This window comes from Luteimonas arsenica, from assembly GCF_004352825.1.
In the GTDB taxonomy this organism is placed as follows: Bacteria; Pseudomonadota; Gammaproteobacteria; order Xanthomonadales; family Xanthomonadaceae; genus Luteimonas; species Luteimonas arsenica.
Genome location: NZ_SJRW01000001.1, coordinates 753,195 through 773,923, shown reverse-complemented (window position 1 = coordinate 773,923; position 20,729 = coordinate 753,195). Strand labels below are relative to the sequence as shown.

Genomic DNA, 20,729 nt, shown 5'->3' with positions numbered 1-20,729 from the left:
TCACGCGAACCACCCGTGCAGCATCCAGCCATTGCGCTCGCCCGGCGGCGCGAAGGCCCAGGCGCGCTGGCCGCGCGAGGTTTCCAGCACGTAGTAGTCGCGGCGCGCATCCTCGCCGTCCCACCAGCCGCTTTCCAGGCGCTCGGGGCCGGACATGATGCGCAGCTGCGCATCGCGCAGCGGCACTGGGCGCGGCAGCAGCCAGGCCGGCCGCGGCGGGCGCGGCGGCGCGGGCATGGCGCAGGCCGCGTCGCCGCCCTCGCCGGCATCGGCGCGTCGCCAGGCACGTTCGGGACGCGGATCGCCGGAGGGCGCCACGCGATGCACCGCCTCGTCGCCCAGGCGTGCGCGCAGGCGCTCGCGCAGCTGCGGCCAGGGCACGGCCTGCGCCGGGCGGGTGTCGAACAGGTCGCGCTCGGCCGGCACGAACGGCGGCAGCTCGCGCGCCAGCAGGCGCAGGCCGATCACCGGCGCCGGCAGCGCCACCTGCTCCAGTCGGTTGCGCGTGAGCTCGAACAGCAGCCCGGCGTCGCGCTCGGCGGCGAGCAGCCCGACCGGCACCTCGGTGAAGCGCACCGCGTCCTGCTGCACCTGGTCGGCTTCGTGCGAGGGCAGCGCGTGGCGCGCTTCGTGCTCCAGGCGCAGGGTGAAACGCTGCACCCCGCCGTCGCGCGCGGAGAGATACGTGGCGAGGTCGGCGATCAGCCGGCGCAGCGGGAACAGCAGCGCCTGGTGGCTCTCGACCTCGAAGCCGAGTTCGATGCGGCCGTCGAAATGGTCCGGCGGCGCGTACAGCTGCAGCGGATCATCGGCATCGCCATGCAGGCGGTCGAGATGCTCGAGCAGTTCGACGCCGAAGCGCCGCCGCAGGCTGTCGCGCGGCAGCGCGCGCAGGGCGCCGAGCGTGCGCACGCCCATGCGCTGCAGGCGCTCGCCGGCGTTGCCCGCCAGCGCGGCGCGGCGCACCGGCACCCGCGCCAGCGCCTCGCGCATCGCGTCCGCGCTGGTGACCGCGAAGCCGTCGCGCAGGCCGGCGAACACCCGCGCCGCGCGCGGCGTTGGCGCCAGCGCGATGCGGTGGCTGAAGCCGAGGCCGTCGAGCTCCTCGCGCAGCCGCGCCTCGAAGCGTGGCCACGGCCCGAACAGGCGGAAGCTGGCGCGCACCTCCAGCACGATCGCGCCCGGCCACTGTGCGCTCACCTGCGAACTGTGGCGGTAGGCCCAGGCGGCGAGGAAGCGCTGCCAGCGTGCTTCGGACGCGGGATCGTGGTCGACCATCGCCACGTCCGCCAGCAGCGCGTGTGCAGCCGACAGGCGCATGCCGGCCTTCAGCCCGGCTTCGGCGGCGGCGGCGTTGACCGCGTGCAGGTGGCGCAGCTGCGCGGGGCCGGACACCAGCGCCAGCGGCCGCGACGGATCCGGCATGCGGCGGAGGACGGCGTCCAGCGCCAGCCGCGGCAGCGCGATGCAGGCCCAGAGCATGGCGGCTCAGCTCGCCGTTGCAGAAGCAGTTGCGGGCAGCTTGAACGGCCGCGCCGGCGGATTGGCACCGCGGCATTTGCGGACATGCCAGCCGCCCTCGCCCACTGCCGCGTATTCCAGCCGCAGCGCCGCCGGCGACGGGTTGGCCGCATGCTTCGCGTCGCGGAAGGCAAAGCCCAGGCAGTCGCCGCTGTCGGCCGCGACCTGCAGCCGCCGCAGTGCCGGGCCGTCGGCCTGCAGCGGCCAGCCCAGCACCGCGGCGCAGGCCGCGCTGCGCAGGCACTGTTCGAAGGCCCACAGCGCGCCGCGCGCGTCGGCCTGGATGATTTCGAGCTGACGCAGGTCCACGTCCGCCGCCTGCCACGCCGGCGCATACGGCAGGTAGGGCGGCGCCACCAGCGCCACGACGCCGCCGGCCCGGGTCAGCCGCGCGAGCGTCGGCAGCAGCAGCGACAGCTCGCCCACGCCGTCGGCCGGCAGCAGCAGCTCGGTCAGCGCCGCGCGCGGCCAGCCGCCCTGCGGCAGCAGCGCGTCGAGCGCATCATGGCCCGTGGGCTCGCCATCGTCGGCCACCGCCGGCGCCCGCGCCGCGCGCCAGACCGTGCGCGCCGACAGCATCGCGTCGAGGTCGGGCGGCGCCGCGGGAGCGGGCATCGCAGGCGCACGCATCGCAGGGGCCGGCACGGCGTTCATTCCGCGCGCACCAGCCCGCAGTAGATGCCTTCGATGGCGAAGTCGCTGCCCGGCGGCACCTCGATCGGCGCGTAGTCGGGATTGCGTGGCAAGAGCCGCAGCCGCGAGCGCGTGCGTTCCAGCCGCTTGATGGTGATCTCGCCGTCGATGCGCGCCACCACCACCTGGCCGTTGCGCGCATCGCTGGCGCGCTGCACCGCCACCAGGTCGCCGTCGAAGATGCCGTCGTCGCGCATCGAATCGCCCTTCACCCGCAGCAGGTAGTCCGGGCGGCTCGAGAACAGCGCGCGGTCGAGCAGCACATGGCGCTCGACGCCGGCATCAGCGCCGATCGGCGAACCCGCGGCCACCCGGCCCAGCACCGGCAGGTCCAGGCGGTCGTCGCGGAGCTTCAACCGGGTGCCGGGAACGCCCACCACGCGGATCCCGCGCGCCTCGTTGGGTCGAACCTCCAGGTAGCCCGCCTGCTGCAACCGGCGCACGTGCTTGTGCGCAGCGCAGGCCTGGCGGAAGCCGAAGGCGTCGGCGATCTGCTGCAGCGTGGGCGGCGCACCCTCGACCCCGGCATGGGCCTGGATGAAGCCGAGCACGTCACGCTGTCGGGGAGTGAGGTCGTCGGTCATGGGTAAAAATCTATTTACCTTTGCAGGCAAGGGCAAGCCCGGCTGTCGGATGGATTCCGGCACCGGGCGGTCTCAGAAGGTGAGAGGGGTTTCAGATCAAAGAGTTGGACTGACAACAGAAAGCGGGATCGCACTCTTCTCCGTGCCGGGTCAAGGTGGATCTCGTCGCTCGCTGATCAGTTGACAGCCACCACCTCGGATACCAATATTTGGTACAAACCGGAGACAATCCATGGCCAAGAACACGAGCGTCAGCCTGGGTGAGCATTTCGAAGAATTCATTGGCAGCCAGATCGACAGCGGTCGATACGGATCCGCCAGCGAAGTCGTCCGCGCGGGTCTGCGCCTGCTCGAAACAGCCGAAAGCAGACTCGAAGTGCTGCGCCATGCGCTGCGCGAGGGCGAGCGCAGCGGGCGTGCCGACTACAGCTACGACTCGCTGGTTTCCGAACTGGATGCCGAGCGGCCGTGAGTTCCTTTGGCCTCACCTGGGCCGCCCGCGCTGATCTCAAGTCGATTGCGCGCCACACGGAAGCCCGGTGGGGTGTACGACAGCGCAATGCGTATCTGAAGGAAGTCGACCGGATCTTCCATGCCCTGGCCAAGAATCCCGCGATGGGGACTGCATGCGATGAGATCCTGCAGGGCTACAGAAGACTCCCCCATGGGGCGCACGTCATCTACTACAGGCAGATCGCTGGGCAGGATGTCCTGATCGTCCGCATCCTGCACGGCGCGATGGACGCAGAGGCGTATCTGGGCACCTGAGCGCTGCCGCTCAACAGTTCGCCTACTTCCAGTTCCGGGGCTTCCCCTCCGCGATCCACTCCACCGCCTGCGCCACGCGCCGGGCGCGCATGTCCGCGCCCTTGGCGCTGGTGATCCAGTCGGCGTACTCGCGCTGCTTGAGCGGGCGATCGTGGCCTGCTTTGACGGGGCGCTTTGACGGCGCGTTCCTTCACCACGAGCGATAGTGGCCGGCCACCCGGGAGTCCACGCATGCCCCGCTCAACCAGATCCCGCGGATCCGCCCCCACCAGCGCCTTCGTGCAGGTCCGCGGCGCCCGCGAGCACAACCTCCGCGACGTCGACGTCGACATCCCGCGCGACGCGCTGGTCGTGTTCACCGGCATCTCCGGCTCCGGCAAGTCGTCGCTGGCCTTCGGCACGCTGTTCGCCGAGGCGCAGCGGCGCTATCTCGACTCGATCTCGCCCTATGCGCGGCGCCTGATCGACCAGGCCGGCGTTCCCGACGTCGATTCCATCGAGGGCCTGCCGCCTGCCGTCGCCCTGCAGCAGCAGCGGGGATCGCCCAGCACGCGCTCCTCGGTCGGCAGCGTCACCACCATCTCCAATTCGCTGCGCATGCTGTACTCGCGCGCCGGCCTGTATCCGCCGGGCCAGGACATCATCCATGCCGACGGTTTCTCGCCGAACACGCCGGCGGGCGCATGTCCGGAATGCCATGGCCTGGGCCGGGTCTACGACGCGACCGAAGCCTCGATGGTGCCCGACCGCAGCCTCAGCATCCGCGAGCGTGCCGTGGCCGCGTGGCCGCTGGCCTGGCACGGGCAGAACCTGCGCGACATCCTGACCACGCTCGGCCACGACGTGGACCTGCCCTGGCACCGGCTGCCGAAGAAGACCCGAGACTGGATCCTGTTCACCGACGAGCAGCCGGTGGTGCCGGTGTACGCGGGCTTCACCCTGGCCGAGACCCAGCGCGCGCTGAAGCGGAAGATGGAGCCCAGCTACATGGGCACGTTCACCAGCGCGCGCCGCTACCTGCTGCACACCTTCGCCAACACGCAGAGCCCGCTGATCAAGCGACGCGTGTCGCAGTACCTGCTGAGCACCGTTTGTCCCACCTGCGACGGCAAGCGCCTGCGCCGCGAGGCGCTGTCGGTCACGTTCGCCGGCCTCGACATCGGCGCCCTGTCGCAGCGGCCGCTGACCGAGGTGGCCGGGCTGCTCGAGCCCGCTGCCAACGGAAAGACCGGCGCCACGAAGCAGCATCCGGAGCAGGCGGTGGCGGCGCAGCGCATCGCCGCCGACCTGCTGGCGCGCATCCGCATCGTCGAACAGCTGGGCCTGGGCTACCTGACGCTGGAGCGCACCACGCCGACGCTGTCGCCGGGCGAACTGCAGCGCCTGCGCCTTGCGACGCAGATCCGCTCGCACCTGTTCGGCGTGGTGTACGTGCTCGACGAACCCTCCGCCGGCCTGCATCCCGCCGATACCGAATCGCTGCTGCGCGCGCTGCACGCGCTGAAGGAGGTCGGCAACACGCTGTTCGTGGTCGAACACGAGATGGACGTGATCCGCGATGCCGACTGGATCGTGGACGTCGGACCGGGTGCCGGCGAACACGGTGGGCGCGTGCTGTACAGCGGGCCGCCGGCCGGGCTCGCGCAGGTGGAGGCGTCCAGCACGCGGCGGTACCTGTTCGACAGCGCACCGCGGCCGGCGCGCGCGCCGCGCACGCCCACGGGCTGGCTGCGCATGCGCGAGGTCACCCGCAACAACCTCGACCGGGTCGACGTCGACATCCCGCTGGGCGTGCTGGCCACCGTCACCGGCGTGTCCGGCTCCGGCAAGTCCTCGCTCGTCAGCCAGGCCCTGGTCGAACTGCTCGCGGCCCACCTCGGACACGCACCGGGCGATACGGAAGAGGAGGTCGATCCGCTGGAACGCCGCGACGCGCAGGACGCCACGGGCCGCATCGAGGGCCTGGAGCAGGTGCGCCGCCTGGTGCAGGTGGACCAGAAGCCCATCGGCCGCACGCCTCGCTCCAACCTCGCGACCTACACCGGCCTGTTCGACCACGTGCGCAAGCGCTTCGCGGCGACGCCCGCCGCGCGCAAGCGCCGCTACGACGCCGGCCGCTTCTCGTTCAACGTCGCCAAGGGGCGCTGCGCGACCTGCGAGGGCGAAGGGTCCGTGTGCGTCGAACTGCTGTTCATGCCGAGCGTGTACGTCCCCTGCCCCGACTGCCACGGCGCCCGCTACAACGAGGCCACGCTGGCAATCACGCTCGAGGGCCGCAACATCGCCGAGGTGCTGGCCATGACCGTGGCCGAGGCCGCGCGGTTCTTCGCCGACGATGCGGCCGTGCTGCGTCCCCTGCAGGTGCTGGAGGAAGTTGGCCTGGGCTACCTGCGCCTGGGCCAGCCCGCCACCGAGCTGTCGGGTGGCGAGGCGCAGCGGATCAAGCTCGCCACCGAGCTGCAGCGCGCCCAGCGCCGCGACACCGTGTACGTGCTCGACGAGCCCACCACCGGGCTACACCCCGCCGATGTCGACCGGCTGATGCAGCAGCTGCAGTCGCTGGTCGATGCCGGCAACACGGTGCTGATGGTCGAGCACGACATGCGCGTGGCCGCCGACAGCGACTGGATCATCGACATGGGGCCGGGGGCCGGGCAGGACGGTGGCCAGGTCGTGGTGGTTGGGCCGCCGGCCAAGGTGGCGGGCCACCGGCGCAGCAGGACGGCGCGGTTTCTTGCCGCCGAACTGGCCCAACAGGCCTGACGCGCCCGGCGGTAACGCCTGCCGTCCGACTCAGCGCCCCGCCAGCCCCACCAGTTTCAGGCCCAGCCACACCGCGGCGATCCCCAGCACCACGCTGCCGCCGGCGTACAGCGCGGCGGTGGCCAGCTCGCCGCGACGCAGCAGGTGCACCGCTTCCAGGCCGAAGGCAGAGAACGTGGTGAAGCCGCCGAGCAGCCCGGTGAACAGGAACAGCCGCGCCTCGGGGCCGAAGGCGTGGTGGCGCTCGGCCAGGCCCGCCAGCACGCCCACCGCCAGGCAGCCGAGCACGTTCACCGCGAAGGTGCTGTACGGGAAGCGCTCCTGCACCGTCAGGTGCAGCACCAGCCCGCCGAGCGTGTAGCGCGCGACCGCGCCGAGGAAGCCGCCGAGGCCGACCAGCAGGACCGGAGGCATGTCAGGGCTCCACCGCCAGCGGCCGCACGTGTTCCAGCAGGGCCAGCAGCGTCCGACCCGGCTCTTCCCACGGGATCATGTGCGCGGAGTGCTCGAACCACACCGCGCGCCTGTAGGGCGCCCGCACCTGGTCCAGCCACTCCGCGGTCGGCGCCGAGGGCGTGGTGTAGTCGTGGCGGCCGAGGAACATCACCACCGGAATCGGGAACTCGCGCACGCCGCTGAAATCCACCTGCAGGAACTCGTCGAGCACGTGTTCGAGCGTGAACACGTTGCCGGCGAAGAAGGCGCGCCGGTCCTCGCAGTCGTAGTCCGGCGCCAGCAGCGAGGCGCCGTAGTAGTAGTCCTGCTCCGCGTCGCGGTACGCATTGAGGCCGCCGTAGTGCTGCGGCCACTTGCGCGCGATGATGATGCGATCGCGGGTGATCGGCGCATCGCCCGGATAGGGCGCGATCGACTCCAGCTCGGCGACCGCCGCGGCATTGCCGTCCGCGCGGGCCCGCTCCAGCCCGTACTCGAAGCTCAGCCGCTCGTTGCGCCGGGTGTCGATGACCTGGCCGATGCCGACGTAGGCGTGGAACAGGTCCGGCCGCCGCAGCGCCGCGTGCATCGCCACCACCGTGCCCCAGCTGTGCCCGACCAGCACCAGCTTCTCCTTGCCGTAGCGCGCGCGCAGGTGCTCGGCCACCTCGATGGCATCACTGACGAAGCGATTGATGGCCATGTCCCCGGCCACCGCGTCCGGATCGTTGGCGCGGTGGGTCTTGCCGGCGCCACGCTGGTCGTAGTGGGCGATGGTGAAGAACTCCTCCACCGGCCGCTGCCACTGCCACCCGCTCGGCATCGCCGGCGACGACGGCCCGCCGTGCACGAACAGGATCATCGGGTTCGCACGGTCCTTGCCGCGCACCTGGATCCACTGCTCGATGCCGCCGATGCGCTCGGCGTAGGTGTCCTGCACGCCGGCGGGGGTGACGATGCGCTGCAGGTCGGCGACCACGGCGCGGGCCTTGTCGAAGGATTCGCCGGTGGGACAGGCCGGCTGGGCGTGGGCGAGGACGGGGAGTGCGAGGAGCAGCAGGGCGGCGGACAGGCGCGTCATCATCTGGTTCCTTTGCGTCGAAGCAGTGGCCCTACTGTCCCTGCACCCTGAGGAGCTGCAACAGCCCCGATGGTCACGCCACGCGTGACGGCGACCACGCCAGGTGGAACGTGTCTCCGGCCTCCGCCTCGACCACGAAGCCGAGCCGCGTGTACAACGCCCGCGCCGGGTTCTCCGCATACACGCGAAGCTGCAGGCGTGGGTGGCCGCGTTGCAGGGCGATCGCCTGGGCCTGCCGCACCGCCCAGCCGCCGATGCCCTGGCGATGGCGTCCCGGCACCACCTGCAGATCGCGCAGGCCCAGCGCCTCGCCTTCAGGCAGCAGCCGCAATATCCCGACCGCCTCGTCGCCGGCCAGGATCATGAGGTTCTCGAACTCCGCCCAGCTGGCGCGGAAACGTTCGGGATCCCAGGCGGTGCCGCGCGCGGCGCGGTAGCCGGCCATGTTGGTGCGGCTGAGGTGTTCGCAGAAGGCGAGGTCGTGCGCGGTGGCGGGACGGAGGCGGAGTGTCATCGAGCGCGGGGGGCGGGATCGTGGTCCCGGTAGACCGCGTGCGGATCCGGCAGAAGCCCCAGTTCTGGCGTCGTGTCCTGGATGACCCTCATCGCCTCGTCGGCCCTGCGCTGCGCTTCGCGGGCGTCGATCCCGGGAGAGGGATTCGCCACCGGCGTGCTGTCGGGCTGAGGCACTTCGGGCCTTGAACGGTTCTGCGGATGGACTGCGCGCGGCTCGACCATCGGCGCCGCCGGCTCAGGCGATGCCACGCGCTCGGGATCGGAGCGGGACGAGCATTGCCAGACAACGACCGTGACCAAAAACGCAAGTGCGACCAGCGCCTTGACGCCGTTCGAGTCCCTCTCATTGCGTGCGGCGCCATACCTGACGCTACCCGGGGCAGGCCGGGACAATGGCCCGGACAGCGGCCAATCGAGCGGCGCCCTGCCATGCGGACTGCCGGAAGCGGGGACATCGACTACGGCGTACTCGGGGAGCATCTCGCGCAGCTTGTCGCCATCGATGAGCTGCAGGCGCGGGTCCTTGCGCGCACTTTCCCACGCATAGGGCGTGAACTCGCCGGTGTTGACGACGATGGCCTGATCCGCATTCTCCGTGAGCATGATCCCCAGGAGTTCGTGGCCGACGTTGTGCGTGACCTGGCGCGCGTTCTCCCGTTTGCACTGGACGACGATGCACCGTCCATCGCGGTACATCTTCAGGTCGATGCCGCCATCGAACCTCCCCCCGACTCCCCCGGTGCCGCGGTGTTCCACCATGAAGCCGATGCGCCGGTAGTAGTCCGCCACCACCCGCTCGAACTCGAGTGGATCCAGCGCTGAAAGGCGATCGTAGCGGCGGTTGCGGACGGCTGGACGTCCCCAGCCTCGTCCTCCCGAAGAACTCATGGGGCGTCAGACCTCGAGCGAATCATTTTTACGAGTTCTTCCACCGTGGCGTCTGCCCTTGCCATCCCTACTCCCCCTTCTCCATGCATTGCCGGCAGTACGTTGCCGGCCGTGAATAACGGCTCGCCAGGTCGCGCTCGAGCGCTTCCAGGTCGACGGTACAGAACTTCAGGTAGTCGTCCTCGCGCCCGTCGAAGCGCTCGACGTCCATAGTGAATTTCATGGGCCTTCCCGATTCAGCTGTGCGGCCATGGAGCCGGCATCTTCCCGGCGCAGGAACAGGTGCCGGAGCGTGCAGCTGCCGAACTCCCCTTCCAGCTCGTGCATGCGCACGGGATGGTTTCCGTATCTGAATCGCCTCGTCCCGGTCGCCGAGGCGGGCAGCTCGTACACCCCGAAGCTTCGGGGCGAGGTCAGCGGGCCGTCCGGCCGGACCGCGTTCGGAGGTATCGCCCTGCTCTCCAAGGTGTCCAAGGCAGCGCCCCTACTCGGAGGCGACGGGCTGCGGATGCCGCGGGTCGACAATGACCCGCGCCGGGTTGCCATACAGCACGAGGACGCGCTGCCCGACGCCCAGCGCTGGCTGCTCGCCCTGCACGATGGTCATCAGCGCGCCATTGGACGTTTCGACCACGTATTCCCGTCCCTCCTGCGAAGACACACCGCGCTCCATGGCGGCGCCGGCAACCGCGCCAACCACCAGTCCACCAATGGCACCCACGGCTCCTGCGGCATCGCTGCCACCAATCTGGGAGCCGGCCACTGCACCCGCTGCACCGCCCGCCATGGCTCCCCCACCCCGGGAGCCGTCGATGTGGACAACCCGGGAACTGACGATAACGCCTCCAACCGACCGATTGACCTGGCCGACACTTCCCACGGAATAGCTGTCCGGTCGCACGTTTGGCGTACATGCGGCAGCCAGCAGGACGCACAGGACAGCGACTGGGAACTTCATGGCGAGACGGCCGCTTCGTTCGCCGGGAACATGGGTCGAGTCACGTCCACGGTTTCCAGCGCCTGCAGGAACTGTCCGATGTTGTTCTGGACCGAACGGTTGATCGACTCGCGCGCGCGGATCACGCCAGCGAAGGCGTAGCCGGCAGGCACCACGCCTTCAGCGGACACATCCTGGGTGTAGATGATTGAACCGTCCTTGCGGTCGATCAGCTCATACCGTGCCGTGGTCCGGGTGGTCATGGATGCTCCAAAGGCGGGAACATCGAGTTCGAGAACCTTGACGGAGAGGCTGACCTTGCGAGCCGATTCGTCGGAAAAGATCGCCATCCGGTTCAAGGCTTCCGTCAAAGCGGCCTGCCACATCTGCGGAACTTCGTGCTGCGCAGCAGCCGGAATCTTTCCCGTGGCCTCGTCCGGACGCGCCAGCGATACCGTCAAAGACCTCATGTCGGCGTCGATCTTGGTCTGCACATGACCAACGTTCGGCACCGAGAAATTCAGCGGCGGGTTCGACGCACAGCCCGTCATGGCCAGAACCGCAAGAATCGCCCAGAAATACTTCTTCATTGCTACTCCCCCTGTTGGATTGAAATTGGTCAATCGGCGCTCTTTCCGGAATCGTCCTCGGCGGGATTCACCCGGATACATAACCCCCGTCCTGCTCCCGCGCTCGCCCCAGCGCCACCAGCATTTCCACCAGCTTTGGCAGGCGCTTCTTCCACGGGCCACGCGCAGTAAACCGCGCGGCAATCTCATCGAGTGAGAGCGGCACCGGGCTGGCGGTGACGACGTCGGCGACGGCACGGACCTGGTCGACCGTGTCCTTGGGCCAAGGCTGGGGCTTGCCCGCAAGTACAGGCGCCGAGTCGTCGCCCGTATCGCGCTGCTCCGCGGCACGCCCGGAGGCGAAGTCGGCCTGCTCGGGTTCGCGCTCGCGCGGGAGGTCGGGATTCTGGAACTGCGGCCGCAGCCAGCGGATGTGGCCGCGGGCTTCCTCCGCGGCGCGCTCGGCGTTGAGGGCGACCAGGCGCTCGAGGATGGCTTCATCGAAGGCGCGCTTCGCTTCCTCACGCGTGGATGCGGGGCCGCCATCGACATGGCGCTCGGTCGGTCGCAGGTCGCGTTCCGCATCGGCGAGCTGCTGCAGCGTGTCGGGCGACTCGTTGCCGTGGGCGACGCGCAGCAGCGGAATCAGGTCGCCCCAGTTGTAGGCGTAGAGCACGGCCTCATCGAGCTCGTCGTGCAGCTGGCGCAGCACGGAGACCAGGCCCTGCTCGTGGATGGTGCGCTCCTTGGCGGTCAGCACCTCGCCGCTGCGCAGCTTGTCCAGCACGTTGTACATGCCGGTCAGAGTCAGGCCGGGATGCGCGGCCTGCTGGCGCTTGCGGTGGGCGTCGAGCTGTTCGGCGAGGTTGCGGATGCGGTCGGAGGGGTACTCGCCGAGGGTTGTGAACTCGCCCGGACGGCTGTTCTCGTCTTCAAGGGCGTAGCTGATCGGGCCACCGAACTTGTCGGCCGAGTCGAGGTCGGGGAAAGGGAAAGGATCGAAGCAGCGTGTTTTGTTGTATCGCGGGTCGTTGCCGACACCGAGACGACCGCCGGCTGCCAACGCCCATGTGGTGTGGACCTTGCTGGACAGCACGCCAAGGACGACCGCATCGTCGCTTGCGATGGTGATAAGCATGTTGTCCGGCAGCGTCTTATCGCCGAGAAAACTGAAAATCCTGTGCTTGGCCGTCTCGACGGTCGCGATGTATCGACCGAGGCCCTCCATCGCGGCACGCATGACGGGACGCTCCCAGCCGAATCGCCACCACTTGTCCCGAATCGCCGCTCGACGGTTCAGGTCACGCTCCGGCTTGACGTAATCGAGCACACGCTGATACGCCATCGGATGCAGTCGCGCCGCTTCTTCGCGTTCCAGCCCAAAGAAGTCGATCACGAATGCGTCGCGGGAAACCTGCATCAGGTCGCGACCATTGACGTATGGCCGCACAACGCGCCGTGCGCCCTCATCCATGACGTCTTCGAGCATCCTCCCAGCGAGTTCACGATCCACGATGAAGCCCGACCCATAAAGCTGCACGCCTGGCGACGACAGTCCGCCATTCGATTGCAGTCGGCGAGCCGATGCGACGTCGGCGCCTAATGACAAGTCGGAGTTGATCACGCCGCTACGGCCCGACAACGTCACCCCTGCGTCTTCCGCCTCTTCCGTTTCGGCGATGACTTCCACACGCCTGCCGGTCGACCCGTCTGCGCGACCCACGGTCATGGCGATCCGGACAGCAGCGCCGTCGCTCGCATCCACCCACGGATGGTCAGGCAGTGCGAAGGCCAGGTTCAAAGGGTTCGATCTCGCGGTGACGTGCTTGTCGATAACTCGTCTCTGGAACACCTGCGAGATGCTGTTGGTGGTGATGAATCCGAAAGCACTGGCTTTGCCTGCCCGGACAGCTTCCGCGGCTCTGTCCCACCAGAACATCACGTAGTCGGCTTTGGGCGGCATGTCTGCATACACGGACCACAATGCGTCCACGTAGCCGTCGCCGAGCGCGGAGCGAAGTCGCCAGCCACCAATAAACGGCGGATTCCCCACCACAAAATCCGCCTCCGGCCACGCCGCCTTCCTCGGATCCAGATACCGCTCCACCGGCCTCCGCACCGCTTCGTCCGGCACCAGTTCCCCCGTCACCGGCGACACCTTCATCGTCTCCCCGTCCCACCGCGTCACCGGCACGCCGCGTTCGTCGGTCACGAACTCCACGCCGTCATGCGCCAGCACCGCGTCCCGGTTCTCGATGTTGCGGAAATCCCGGATCACCGGCTGCGGCGGGTGCACGTCGCCGCGGGTGCGGTAGTGCCACTGCAGGTAGCCGATCCACAGCACCACTTCGGCAATCGCGGCGGCGCGCGGGTTGAGCTCGATGCCCAGCAGGTTGTGCGGGTCGACGGTCTCGCCGGCGGCGGCGTCGGCGCGTTCGCCGCCCAGGGCCAGGCCGGTCTGGCGGTCGCCGAGTTCGTCCAGCGCGTTGAGCACCTCGCCTTCCAGGCGCTTCAGGTGCTCCAGCGTCACGTACAGGAAGTTGCCCGAGCCGCAGGCGGGGTCGAGCACGCGCACGGTGCACAGGCGGTGGTGGAAGCGCTTGAGTTCGGCGATCGCGTCATCCGCCTTGCCTTCGTCGGCCAGGGTGCCGGCGGCGGCCTGGGCGTCGCTCCATTCGCGCCGCAGCGGTTCGATCACGGTCGGCAGCACCAGGCGCTCGACGTAGGCGCGCGGGGTGTAGTGGGCGCCGAGCTTGTGGCGGTCCTTCGGGCTCAGCGCGCGCTCCAGCAGGGTGCCGAAGATGGCCGGCTCCACGTGCTTCCAGTCGGCGCGGGCGGCGTCGAGCAGCAGGGCGATCTGGGCCGTGTCCAGCGGCAGGGTGTCGGGCTGCTTGAACAGCTTGCCGTTGAAGCGCAGCACGTTGCCGGCCAGCACGGCGGAGAAGCCGCCGGCGTCCATGTCGCGCCACAGCTGGGCGAGCATGCGCATGGCCACATCAGGTGTGTCGCCATGGCGGGCCAACAGGTCGCGGAAGCTGTGGGCCGGCAGCAGCTTCACGTCCTCGGCGAACATGGTGAACAGGCAGCGCATCAGGAACTGGGCCACCGCTTCGGCATCGAAGCCGCCCTGCTCCAGGCTGCGCGCCAGCGTGGCCAGGCGGTCGGCGATCTGGCGGGTGACGCGGGCGGATTCGCGGCTGGGGTCCAGGCCCAGCGGGTCGGTCCAGACGCGGCGCAGGCGCTCGCGCAGCTCCGGGCGGCGCAGGTCGGCCAGGGCGATGCGGTGGCTGCGCGGGTCCGGGAACGGGACGTAGGTGCCGCCGGAGCGGCTGAACTCGGAATACAGCTCGATCCGCTGGCCGACGTCCACCACCACCACGAACGGCGGCCGGCCCTCGTCGGCGGGCAGCGCGCGGGCATAGGCCTCGGCCTGGCTGCGGGCGCGCAGCAGGGCGTCGTCGAAACCCTTGGTATGCGCGCCCAGGCGCACCTTCTTCGACTCGAGCACGAAGGCGCCGCGGCGGTACAGGTCGATGCGTCCGGCGCTGCGGCCGCCATCGCCGTGGCGGAACGTGATCGGGCGCTCGAACATGTAGTCCTGTTCGGGCGTGGGGTGCGGGACCTCCACCTCGAGCAGGCGGCAGAGGTCGATCAGGAAGCTCTGCGAGGTCGAGAGCTCGGAGGCGGTGACGCCCTGCCAGCGGTCGATGAAGGCGTCCGCGGCCGCGTTTGCGGCGGCCGTATCGGCGGCCGGTGTCTGTACTGCGTCCTGCACGCGCCCCCCTTGCACTGCGCGTCCTGCGTACGGTCAAGCATACCGCTTCGGCGCGGGAGACCGGACCTGCGGCACGGCGCTCCGCTTGACCGCGGTCAAGGTGCCCCGGTCGAGATGGGCGCATCGTGCGGTGCATGCTCCGGACGGTCGCCCTGGTCCGGCGCGAGACACGTCCGGAGGCCCCCATGTTCCCGCACTGCACGTGCCCTGCACGAAATCCCACCCGGACGCCGCGCCTGCTGCCCGTGCTGGGCGCGACGCTTCTGCTCGTCGCCGGCACCGCCCACGCCGGCGACACCTGGCGGGCAAGCGGCGACGTGCGCTTCGGCTACGTCGCCTCCGAAACCCGCGCCCGCAGCGGGGGCGAGTCCGATGCCGACAGCTTCCGCGCGCGCGTGCGGTTCCGCCTGCGCGGCGACCTCGGCGGCGGCTGGCATGCCAGCGGCCGCATCGCGGCGCGCCTCGACAGCGAGCAGGACGACGACACCTTCTGGATGCGCACCTACGCGCCCGATCCGACCGGACTCGCCAACGGCCAGGCCACCGTCGACGAGGCCTACCTGGAGTACCGGCCCGCGGAGGCGCCATGGAGCCTGCGCATCGGCCGCTTCCAGGCTGCCTGGGGCCTGGACGACGTGATGAAGAAGTCGCTCGACCAGAACGACAGCACCAACTTCGACGTCACCTGGACCGACGGCGCCTGGCTGCAGTGGCGCCCAAGCGAGGACTGGACCACGCACCTCATCGTCCGCCACAACGACCGCCGCGGGCCGACGGGCACGCTACGGCGCCCGCTGGCGTTCGGCGACGGCGACTCGCGCATCGGCGTGTTCGCGGCAGTGGAGTCGAAGACCGCGATCGGGCCGCTGGTGCAGCGGATGGTGACGCTCAACTGGCTGCCGTCGGCGCTGCATCCCTACGGCGTTACGGATCCGCGGACCCGGGACTACCTGGCGGTGACCGCCAAGGCCACCGCGGCGTGGCCCCTGGGCGCGCGCGGCACGACGCTGCGGCTGGGTGGCGAGCTGGGCTACGCACCGGACACGCCCCGCCGGGAGGCGATGAACACCGGCACCGGCCGCGCCGAGGCGCTGTCCTGGCAGGCCTCGCTCAACCTCATGGACATCCTGCCCGACCACGACGTCGGGCTGGTCTACGGTCGCGTCGCCGACGGCTGGCTGCTGTCGAGCGACTTCCGGCCCAACGACGAACTGGCCGAGGTGCGCTGGGTCTGGCAGGCGACGCCCGAATGGCAGCTGGATGCACGCCTGCGCCGCCGCAGGGAGATCGACCTGCCGGCCGCCGCCGCCCGCCCGCGGCGCGACGACGACCTGTACCTGCGCGCGACCTACCGCTTCTGACGCGCGCCAGGAGGTGTCAGGTGCGTGCCATTTGCCGTCGACCAGCAGGCCCATGGGACGCTCCCGAGCGGTGTCAGGGCGTGTTCACGACGATCGCCCGTCCGCCGATCCCAGCAGGCGAAGGTCGGCGATGAACCCGCGCCAGGCATCGGGGCGTTCGCGATCGGACAGCCGCAGCAGCCACGAGGGATGCACGGTCGGCAGCACCCGCAGGCCGTCGTCGAGGCGGTACCAGCGTCCGCGTCCGGACAGCAGCGCGAAGCGGCGGCCCAGCAGCGCCTGCCCGGCGGTGGCGCCGAGGCACAGCACCATGCGCGGCCGCACCGCGGCGAGCTCGGCCTCGAGCCAGGGCCGGCAAGCGGCCTGCTCGGTCGCGTCCGCGCGCACGTGCAGGCGGCGCTTGCCGGCGGGCCTGAACTTGAAGTGCTTCACGGCGTTGGTGAGGTAGAGCGTGGCGCGGTCGATCCCCGCTTCGGCCAGGGCGCGGTCGAACAACTGTCCCGCCGGCCCGACGAACGGACGGCCGGCCAGATCCTCCTGGTCGCCGGGCTGCTCGCCGATCACCATGATGCGCGCGTCCGCCGGCCCCTCGCCGGGCACGGCCTGGGTGGCGGGCGCCCAGAGCGGGCAGGCGCGGCAGGCGGCGACCGATGCGTGGATCGCCGGCAGTCCGGGCGACGCGCCGACAGGCGCGGCGGCACGTGCGCCGGGCGTGTCGCGCGGTGCCGGGAACGCCTTCCGCGCCACGGTCGGGGCGGCGTCGACCATCGCGTGCATGCGCGCGCCGGCATCGCGCACAAGCGCCGGGATCAGCGCGGCCTCGGGCATGTTCTTCCAGTAGCGCACCGGCATCTCCTTCACCATCGCGCCGACCTTCAGGCGCGCGGGGTTGAAGATGTTGGCGTAGTACACGCGCCAGAGGTCTTCCAGCGCATCGCCGTCGGGCGCGTCGCCACGCCGGGCGCCCTCGCCCAGGTGCAGCGCCTGGCCGTCCCAGTGCGCGCTGCGCGCGGGCGTCAGGATCGACCAGCGCATGCCCGCGAAGCGGCGCACGAAGAACGGCGCGACCTGCGGCAGCACGTCGTGCTCGGGTTCGAACCAGGCCACGTAGACGCTGCCCTCGCCGTCCACCACCTCGCGGAAGCGGACGAAGGCCTTCATCTTGTGCTTCTCGCGGCTGACCGCCTTCGCCGCGTGCCGCGCCCAGGCGACGTCGTCGTCGGTCGCCATCGCGAGCAGCGCGCGCTCGCCGCGGGCGATGCGCCAGAGCAGCCGGTAGAGCAGCGCGTGGCGGCGCGGATCGGCGTGGGCGACGACCAGGCCGGCCAGGTCGAGGAAGTCGCGCGGGACGCGCAGGCCGGCAGGCGAGCCGCCGCGGCGCATCGCGTCGCCCACCTCGCCCAGGAGGTCGCGCTGCGCCCCGACCTGCCACAACACCTGCTCGGGCGGCACGCCGTCGGCCAGCAGCGCGCGCGCCGCGTCCCGCCACTGCGCGAGGTCCGCGCCATCGGCGAGTTCGACGCGTTGCATCAGTGGCCGAACAGGTCCGGCTGCTTCGGCGGCGGCGCGACCGCCGCGCGCAGCACCGCGCCGTCGACGTCGGCGCGCGGGCGATGGTCGAGCGTGGACACGAACGGCGCCACCTTCGTCACCGACACGCCCAGCTTCACCAGGTCGGTGTAGCGCAGGCGGCGATGGCGGCGCATCGCGAGCAGCCGCCGCACCGTCTTCACCCCCAGGCCCGGCACCCGCAGCATCAGCTCGCGCGGCGCGGTGTCGAGGTCGACCGGGAACTGCTCGCGGTGGCGCAGCGCCCAGGCCAGCTTCGGATCGATGTCGAGGTCGAGCATGCCGTCGTTGCCCGCGGGCGCGATCTCGCCGACGTCGAAGCCGTAGAACCGCATCAGCCAGTCGGCCTGGTAGAGGCGGTGCTCGCGCATCAGCGGCGGTGGCCGCAGCGGCAGCGCGCGCGAAGCGTCGGGAATCGGGCTGAAGGCGGAGAAGTAGACGCGCTTGAGCCCGTAGCTCGCATACAGCGTGCTGCTGGTCTCGAGCACGTCGCGGTCGGTGGCGGGATCGGCGCCGATGATCATCTGCGTGCTCTGGCCGGCGGGCGCGAAGCGCGGCGCCTTCTTTTCGGCCTTCGCCTCCTCGATGCCCAGGCGCAGCCGGCCCATTGAGCGGCGGATGTCCCGTGCGTCCTTCTCCGGCGCCAGCGCCTTGAGCCCGCCCTCGGTCGGCAGTTCGACGTTGATGCTGAGCCGGTCGGCCCAGCGGCCCGCGGCCGCGAGCAGCTCGGGCGAGGCGTCGGGAATCGTCTTCAGGTGGATGTAGCCGCGGAAGCGCTCCTCCACGCGCAGCCGCCGCGCCACTTCCACCAGCATCTCCATGGTGTAGTCGCCGGAGCGGATGATGCCCGACGACAGGAACAGGCCCTCGATGTAGTTGCGGCGATAGAAGTCCATGGTCAGCCGCACCACTTCGTCGACGCCGAAGCGGGCGCGCTGCACGTTGGAGCTGCGCCGGTTGATGCAGTAGGCGCAGTCGTAGATGCAGAAGTTGGTGAGCAGGATCTTCAGCAGCGAGATGCAGCGGCCGTCGGGGGCGTAGGCATGGCAGATGCCGGTGCCTTCGTTGGAGCCGATGCCGCCGCTTCCGCGCGAGTCCCGCCTGGCGCCGCCGCTCGAGGAGCAGGAGGCGTCGTACTTGGCCGCATCGGCCAGGACGGCGAGTTTTTCGGCGAGTTGCATCGCGCGATGCTGGCAGGCGCGCGTCTCGGAATCCGAGACGGCCAACTGAATGCGCGGAGCGGCGAGGGTTGCTTACCCACCCTCGCTGCATCGGTCTTCAGGGCAGCAGCACTACCTTGCCCTCGTGCCGGCCGCTCTCCAGCCAGGCGTGCGCCGCGGCGGCTTCGGCCAGCGGGAAGGTCCGATCCACCACGGCGCGAACGCGTCCGGCTTCGATCCACGGCCAGACCACGCGCTCGACCTCGGCGGCCAGCGCGGCCTTCTCGTCGGCGCTGCGCGGCCGCAGCAACGAGCCGGTGACCACCGCGCGCTTGCGCATCAGCGTCGCCAGCGGCAGCTGGAGCGTGCCGCCGCCCTGGGCGGCGATGTAGACGATGCGACCATCCTGGTTCAGCGCATCCAGCGTGGCTCCGAGATAGGGCGCGCCCACCATGTCGAGGGCGACGTCCACGCCACCGGCCGCCATCGCGGCCGCGCCGAAATCCTCGGCCGTGCTGTCGATGGCGATGTCCGCGCCCAGGCGCCGCGCCGCGGCCGCCTTCTCCGCACCCCGGCTGGTGGCGATGACGCGCGCGCCGGCGGCCTTCGCCATCTGGATCGCGGCGACGCCGATGCCCGACGTGGCGCCGTGCACCAGCAGGGTCTCGCCCGCGGCCAGCCGGCCGTGCATGAACACGCTCGAGTACACGGTGAACACGGTTTCGGGCAATGCCGCGGCCCGCACGAAATCCAGGCCTGCGGGGATCGGCAGCGCGTGCCGCGCATCCACCACCGCGAAGCCAGCATAGCCTCCGCCGCCCAGGAGCGCGCAGACGCGGTCCCCCGGCGCCCAGCGGCCCGCTCCCACCACCACCTCGCCGGCCACCTCCAGGCCCAGGCGCTCCGGCGCACCGGGCGGCGGCGGATAGTGTCCTTCGCGCTGCAGGATGTCGGGCCGGTTCACGCCGGCGGCACGCACCCGGACCAGCAGCTCTCCCGGCCCCGGCACCGGCCGCGCCGCCTCCTCGAGCGCAAGCGCCCCGGCGGGTCCGCTGCCGCCGCGGATGCCGATGGCCTGCATCGAGGCGTCCATCAGCCGCCGCCCTGGTACTGCTTCTCTTCGATGAAGGCCGAGCCGGACATGCGGTTGATGCCGTTCTTGATCGCCACCCGCTCGCCGTTGCGCACGGCCACCGCGCGTGCCAGCTGGATGAAGCCGTCGTCGAAGGCCTTCGCCGCTTCGCGGGCGCGCAGGCCGTCCTGCACGTCCCACATCTGCTCGTTGACCGCCTTCAGGCGATCGTATTCCTCCGCGAGGGCCGGGTTGGCAGCCACCACCCGCTCCCAGATCGGGCGCAGGCCTTCGAGTTCCACCAGCACGTGGGCGCGCTTGCCGGCGTCGTCGATGCGCTCGGACTTGATGTGCAGGATCGAGAGCTTGTCGGCCAGTTCGCCGACGGACACGGGGACGGAGATGGTCTGCATGCCGGTCGCGGCTTCCGGAATGGGGGGCCGTCATCTTCGTGCCGTGGGCCGGAAGCGGCAAGCCCGCGGCATGACGCGGCGTGAACACAGCCCGGCCGAGACTGGGGCCGAGGGGCGCACCGCGCGCCCGTGACCGCACCGGAGGCATGACGATGACCCGCACCACCACTGGCCATGCGGCCGATGAATTCCGCGATGTCGCCCGCGATGCCCTCAAGCTGGGCGGCCGCTGCGTGGGCGCGGCCCGCGACTGGCTGGGCGAGAAGCGCGAGGAGTTCAACCTCGGCCGCGCCGCCGGCGCCGGCGTGTCCGCGCACGGCTACCGCGGCATCGGTCCGCGCGGCTACCGGCGCGACGACGCCCGCGTGCGCGAGGACGTGTGCGACGCCCTCACCGAAAGCGACGCGCTGGACGCCAGCAACATCGACGTCAGCGTGCAGGACGGCGTGGTCAAGCTGTCGGGGAGCGTGCCGCACCGGCTGATGAAGCGCCTGGCCGAGGACCTGGCCGACGCCTGCACCGGCGTGCGCGACGTCGACAACGCGCTGCGCGTGGGGCCTTCGGCCACGGCCGGCTTCGCCTCCGGCGCCACCGCAGAACCCCTGGCCTGAGCCTGGTCCGCGC

20 protein-coding genes and 1 pseudogene are annotated in these 20,729 nt (G+C 70.6%); 5 read left to right on the top strand and 16 right to left on the bottom strand.

Going from position 1 to position 20,729, the window contains the following annotated elements; translation table 11 throughout:
- Genes E2170_RS03585 through lexA form a run of 3 tightly spaced genes read right to left on the bottom strand, consistent with a single transcriptional unit; the run spans position 1 to position 2,798 of the window.
- Complete coding sequence (locus E2170_RS03585) at positions 1 to 1,482, bottom strand: Y-family DNA polymerase (RefSeq protein WP_132999260.1); 1,482 nt, start codon at positions 1,480 to 1,482, stop codon at positions 1 to 3.
- Between the two features lie 6 nt (positions 1,483 to 1,488).
- Positions 1,489 to 2,151 (bottom strand): translesion DNA synthesis-associated protein ImuA, encoded by a 663-nt coding sequence (gene imuA, locus E2170_RS03580; protein WP_243708096.1) that lies wholly within the window; start codon positions 2,149 to 2,151, stop codon positions 1,489 to 1,491.
- 20 nt (positions 2,152 to 2,171) lie between these two features.
- Positions 2,172 to 2,798: a transcriptional repressor LexA gene (gene lexA / locus E2170_RS03575; protein ID WP_132999258.1), complete on the bottom strand. Its 627-nt coding sequence runs from the start codon at positions 2,796 to 2,798 to the stop codon at positions 2,172 to 2,174.
- A 232-nt stretch (positions 2,799 to 3,030) separates the two neighbouring features.
- On the opposite strand from lexA, the gene E2170_RS03570 reads away from it, so the two are divergent.
- Together E2170_RS03570 and E2170_RS03565 are read left to right on the top strand one after the other, a co-directional pair.
- Positions 3,031 to 3,270, top strand: coding sequence for a type II toxin-antitoxin system ParD family antitoxin (locus tag E2170_RS03570; RefSeq protein WP_132999257.1), 240 nt, complete (start codon positions 3,031 to 3,033; stop codon positions 3,268 to 3,270).
- Positions 3,267 to 3,566, top strand: a complete 300-nt coding sequence (locus tag E2170_RS03565) for a type II toxin-antitoxin system RelE/ParE family toxin (RefSeq protein ID WP_132999256.1) — start codon at positions 3,267 to 3,269, stop codon at positions 3,564 to 3,566. The genes E2170_RS03570 and E2170_RS03565 overlap by 4 nt, the downstream gene beginning before the upstream one ends.
- A gap of 22 nt (positions 3,567 to 3,588) precedes the next feature.
- Here E2170_RS03565 and E2170_RS03560 read toward each other — a convergent pair.
- Positions 3,589 to 3,699: pseudogene (locus tag E2170_RS03560) on the bottom strand (YdeI/OmpD-associated family protein); the annotation flags it as partial.
- 98 nt (positions 3,700 to 3,797) lie between these two features.
- Here E2170_RS03560 and E2170_RS03555 point away from each other — a divergent pair.
- Positions 3,798 to 6,329, top strand: coding sequence for an excinuclease ABC subunit UvrA (locus E2170_RS03555; RefSeq protein ID WP_132999255.1), 2,532 nt, complete (start codon positions 3,798 to 3,800; stop codon positions 6,327 to 6,329).
- A 30-nt stretch (positions 6,330 to 6,359) separates the two neighbouring features.
- Here the strand turns inward: E2170_RS03555 and crcB are convergent, their stop codons facing one another.
- The 8 genes from crcB to E2170_RS03515 form a co-directional block, all read right to left on the bottom strand.
- The gene (gene crcB, locus E2170_RS03550; protein ID WP_132999254.1) at positions 6,360 to 6,743 is read right to left on the bottom strand and encodes a fluoride efflux transporter CrcB; all 384 of its coding nucleotides are present in this window, start codon (positions 6,741 to 6,743) and stop codon (positions 6,360 to 6,362) included.
- Position 6,744: 1 nt separating this feature from the next.
- Positions 6,745 to 7,845, bottom strand: coding sequence for an alpha/beta hydrolase (locus E2170_RS03545; protein WP_243708039.1), 1,101 nt, complete (start codon positions 7,843 to 7,845; stop codon positions 6,745 to 6,747).
- A gap of 73 nt (positions 7,846 to 7,918) precedes the next feature.
- Positions 7,919 to 8,359 (bottom strand): GNAT family N-acetyltransferase, encoded by a 441-nt coding sequence (locus tag E2170_RS03540; RefSeq protein ID WP_132999252.1) that lies wholly within the window; start codon positions 8,357 to 8,359, stop codon positions 7,919 to 7,921.
- Entirely contained in the window at positions 8,356 to 9,249 is an 894-nt protein-coding gene (locus tag E2170_RS03535) for a restriction endonuclease (protein WP_132999251.1), read from the bottom strand. Before E2170_RS03535 ends, E2170_RS03540 begins: the two co-directional genes overlap by 4 nt.
- Positions 9,250 to 9,316: 67 nt before the next feature.
- Positions 9,317 to 9,472: a hypothetical protein gene (locus E2170_RS13750; RefSeq protein WP_165942141.1), complete on the bottom strand. Its 156-nt coding sequence runs from the start codon at positions 9,470 to 9,472 to the stop codon at positions 9,317 to 9,319.
- A 261-nt stretch (positions 9,473 to 9,733) separates the two neighbouring features.
- The gene (locus tag E2170_RS13980) at positions 9,734 to 9,910 is read right to left on the bottom strand and encodes a hypothetical protein (RefSeq protein ID WP_243708038.1); all 177 of its coding nucleotides are present in this window, start codon (positions 9,908 to 9,910) and stop codon (positions 9,734 to 9,736) included.
- A 293-nt stretch (positions 9,911 to 10,203) separates the two neighbouring features.
- Positions 10,204 to 10,776 carry a putative periplasmic lipoprotein gene (locus tag E2170_RS13865; protein ID WP_207914908.1) on the bottom strand — a complete coding sequence of 191 codons (573 nt, stop codon included), beginning with the start codon at positions 10,774 to 10,776 and terminating at the stop codon, positions 10,204 to 10,206.
- Positions 10,777 to 10,843: 67 nt separating this feature from the next.
- Positions 10,844 to 14,530 carry a class I SAM-dependent DNA methyltransferase gene (locus tag E2170_RS03515; protein WP_132999248.1) on the bottom strand — a complete coding sequence of 1,229 codons (3,687 nt, stop codon included), beginning with the start codon at positions 14,528 to 14,530 and terminating at the stop codon, positions 10,844 to 10,846.
- 185 nt (positions 14,531 to 14,715) lie between these two features.
- On the opposite strand from E2170_RS03515, the gene E2170_RS03510 reads away from it, so the two are divergent.
- Positions 14,716 to 15,891: a porin gene (locus tag E2170_RS03510; RefSeq protein ID WP_165942140.1), complete on the top strand. Its 1,176-nt coding sequence runs from the start codon at positions 14,716 to 14,718 to the stop codon at positions 15,889 to 15,891.
- Positions 15,892 to 15,975: 84 nt separating this feature from the next.
- Here the strand turns inward: E2170_RS03510 and E2170_RS03505 are convergent, their stop codons facing one another.
- The 4 genes from E2170_RS03505 to E2170_RS03490 form a co-directional block, all read right to left on the bottom strand.
- On the bottom strand, positions 15,976 to 17,421 hold the full coding sequence (locus E2170_RS03505) for a UdgX family uracil-DNA binding protein (RefSeq protein WP_132999246.1): 1,446 nt from the start codon (positions 17,419 to 17,421) through the stop codon (positions 15,976 to 15,978).
- Positions 17,421 to 18,641 (bottom strand): putative DNA modification/repair radical SAM protein, encoded by a 1,221-nt coding sequence (locus E2170_RS03500; RefSeq protein WP_132999245.1) that lies wholly within the window; start codon positions 18,639 to 18,641, stop codon positions 17,421 to 17,423. The genes E2170_RS03505 and E2170_RS03500 overlap by 1 nt, the downstream gene beginning before the upstream one ends.
- A 97-nt stretch (positions 18,642 to 18,738) precedes the next feature.
- The gene (locus tag E2170_RS03495; protein ID WP_132999244.1) at positions 18,739 to 19,713 is read right to left on the bottom strand and encodes an NAD(P)H-quinone oxidoreductase; all 975 of its coding nucleotides are present in this window, start codon (positions 19,711 to 19,713) and stop codon (positions 18,739 to 18,741) included.
- Complete coding sequence (locus tag E2170_RS03490) at positions 19,713 to 20,105, bottom strand: DUF6165 family protein (protein WP_132999243.1); 393 nt, start codon at positions 20,103 to 20,105, stop codon at positions 19,713 to 19,715. The genes E2170_RS03495 and E2170_RS03490 overlap by 1 nt, the downstream gene beginning before the upstream one ends.
- A gap of 152 nt (positions 20,106 to 20,257) precedes the next feature.
- On the opposite strand from E2170_RS03490, the gene E2170_RS03485 reads away from it, so the two are divergent.
- Positions 20,258 to 20,716, top strand: coding sequence for a BON domain-containing protein (locus tag E2170_RS03485; RefSeq protein ID WP_165942139.1), 459 nt, complete (start codon positions 20,258 to 20,260; stop codon positions 20,714 to 20,716).
- Positions 20,717 to 20,729: the final 13 nt, after the last annotated feature.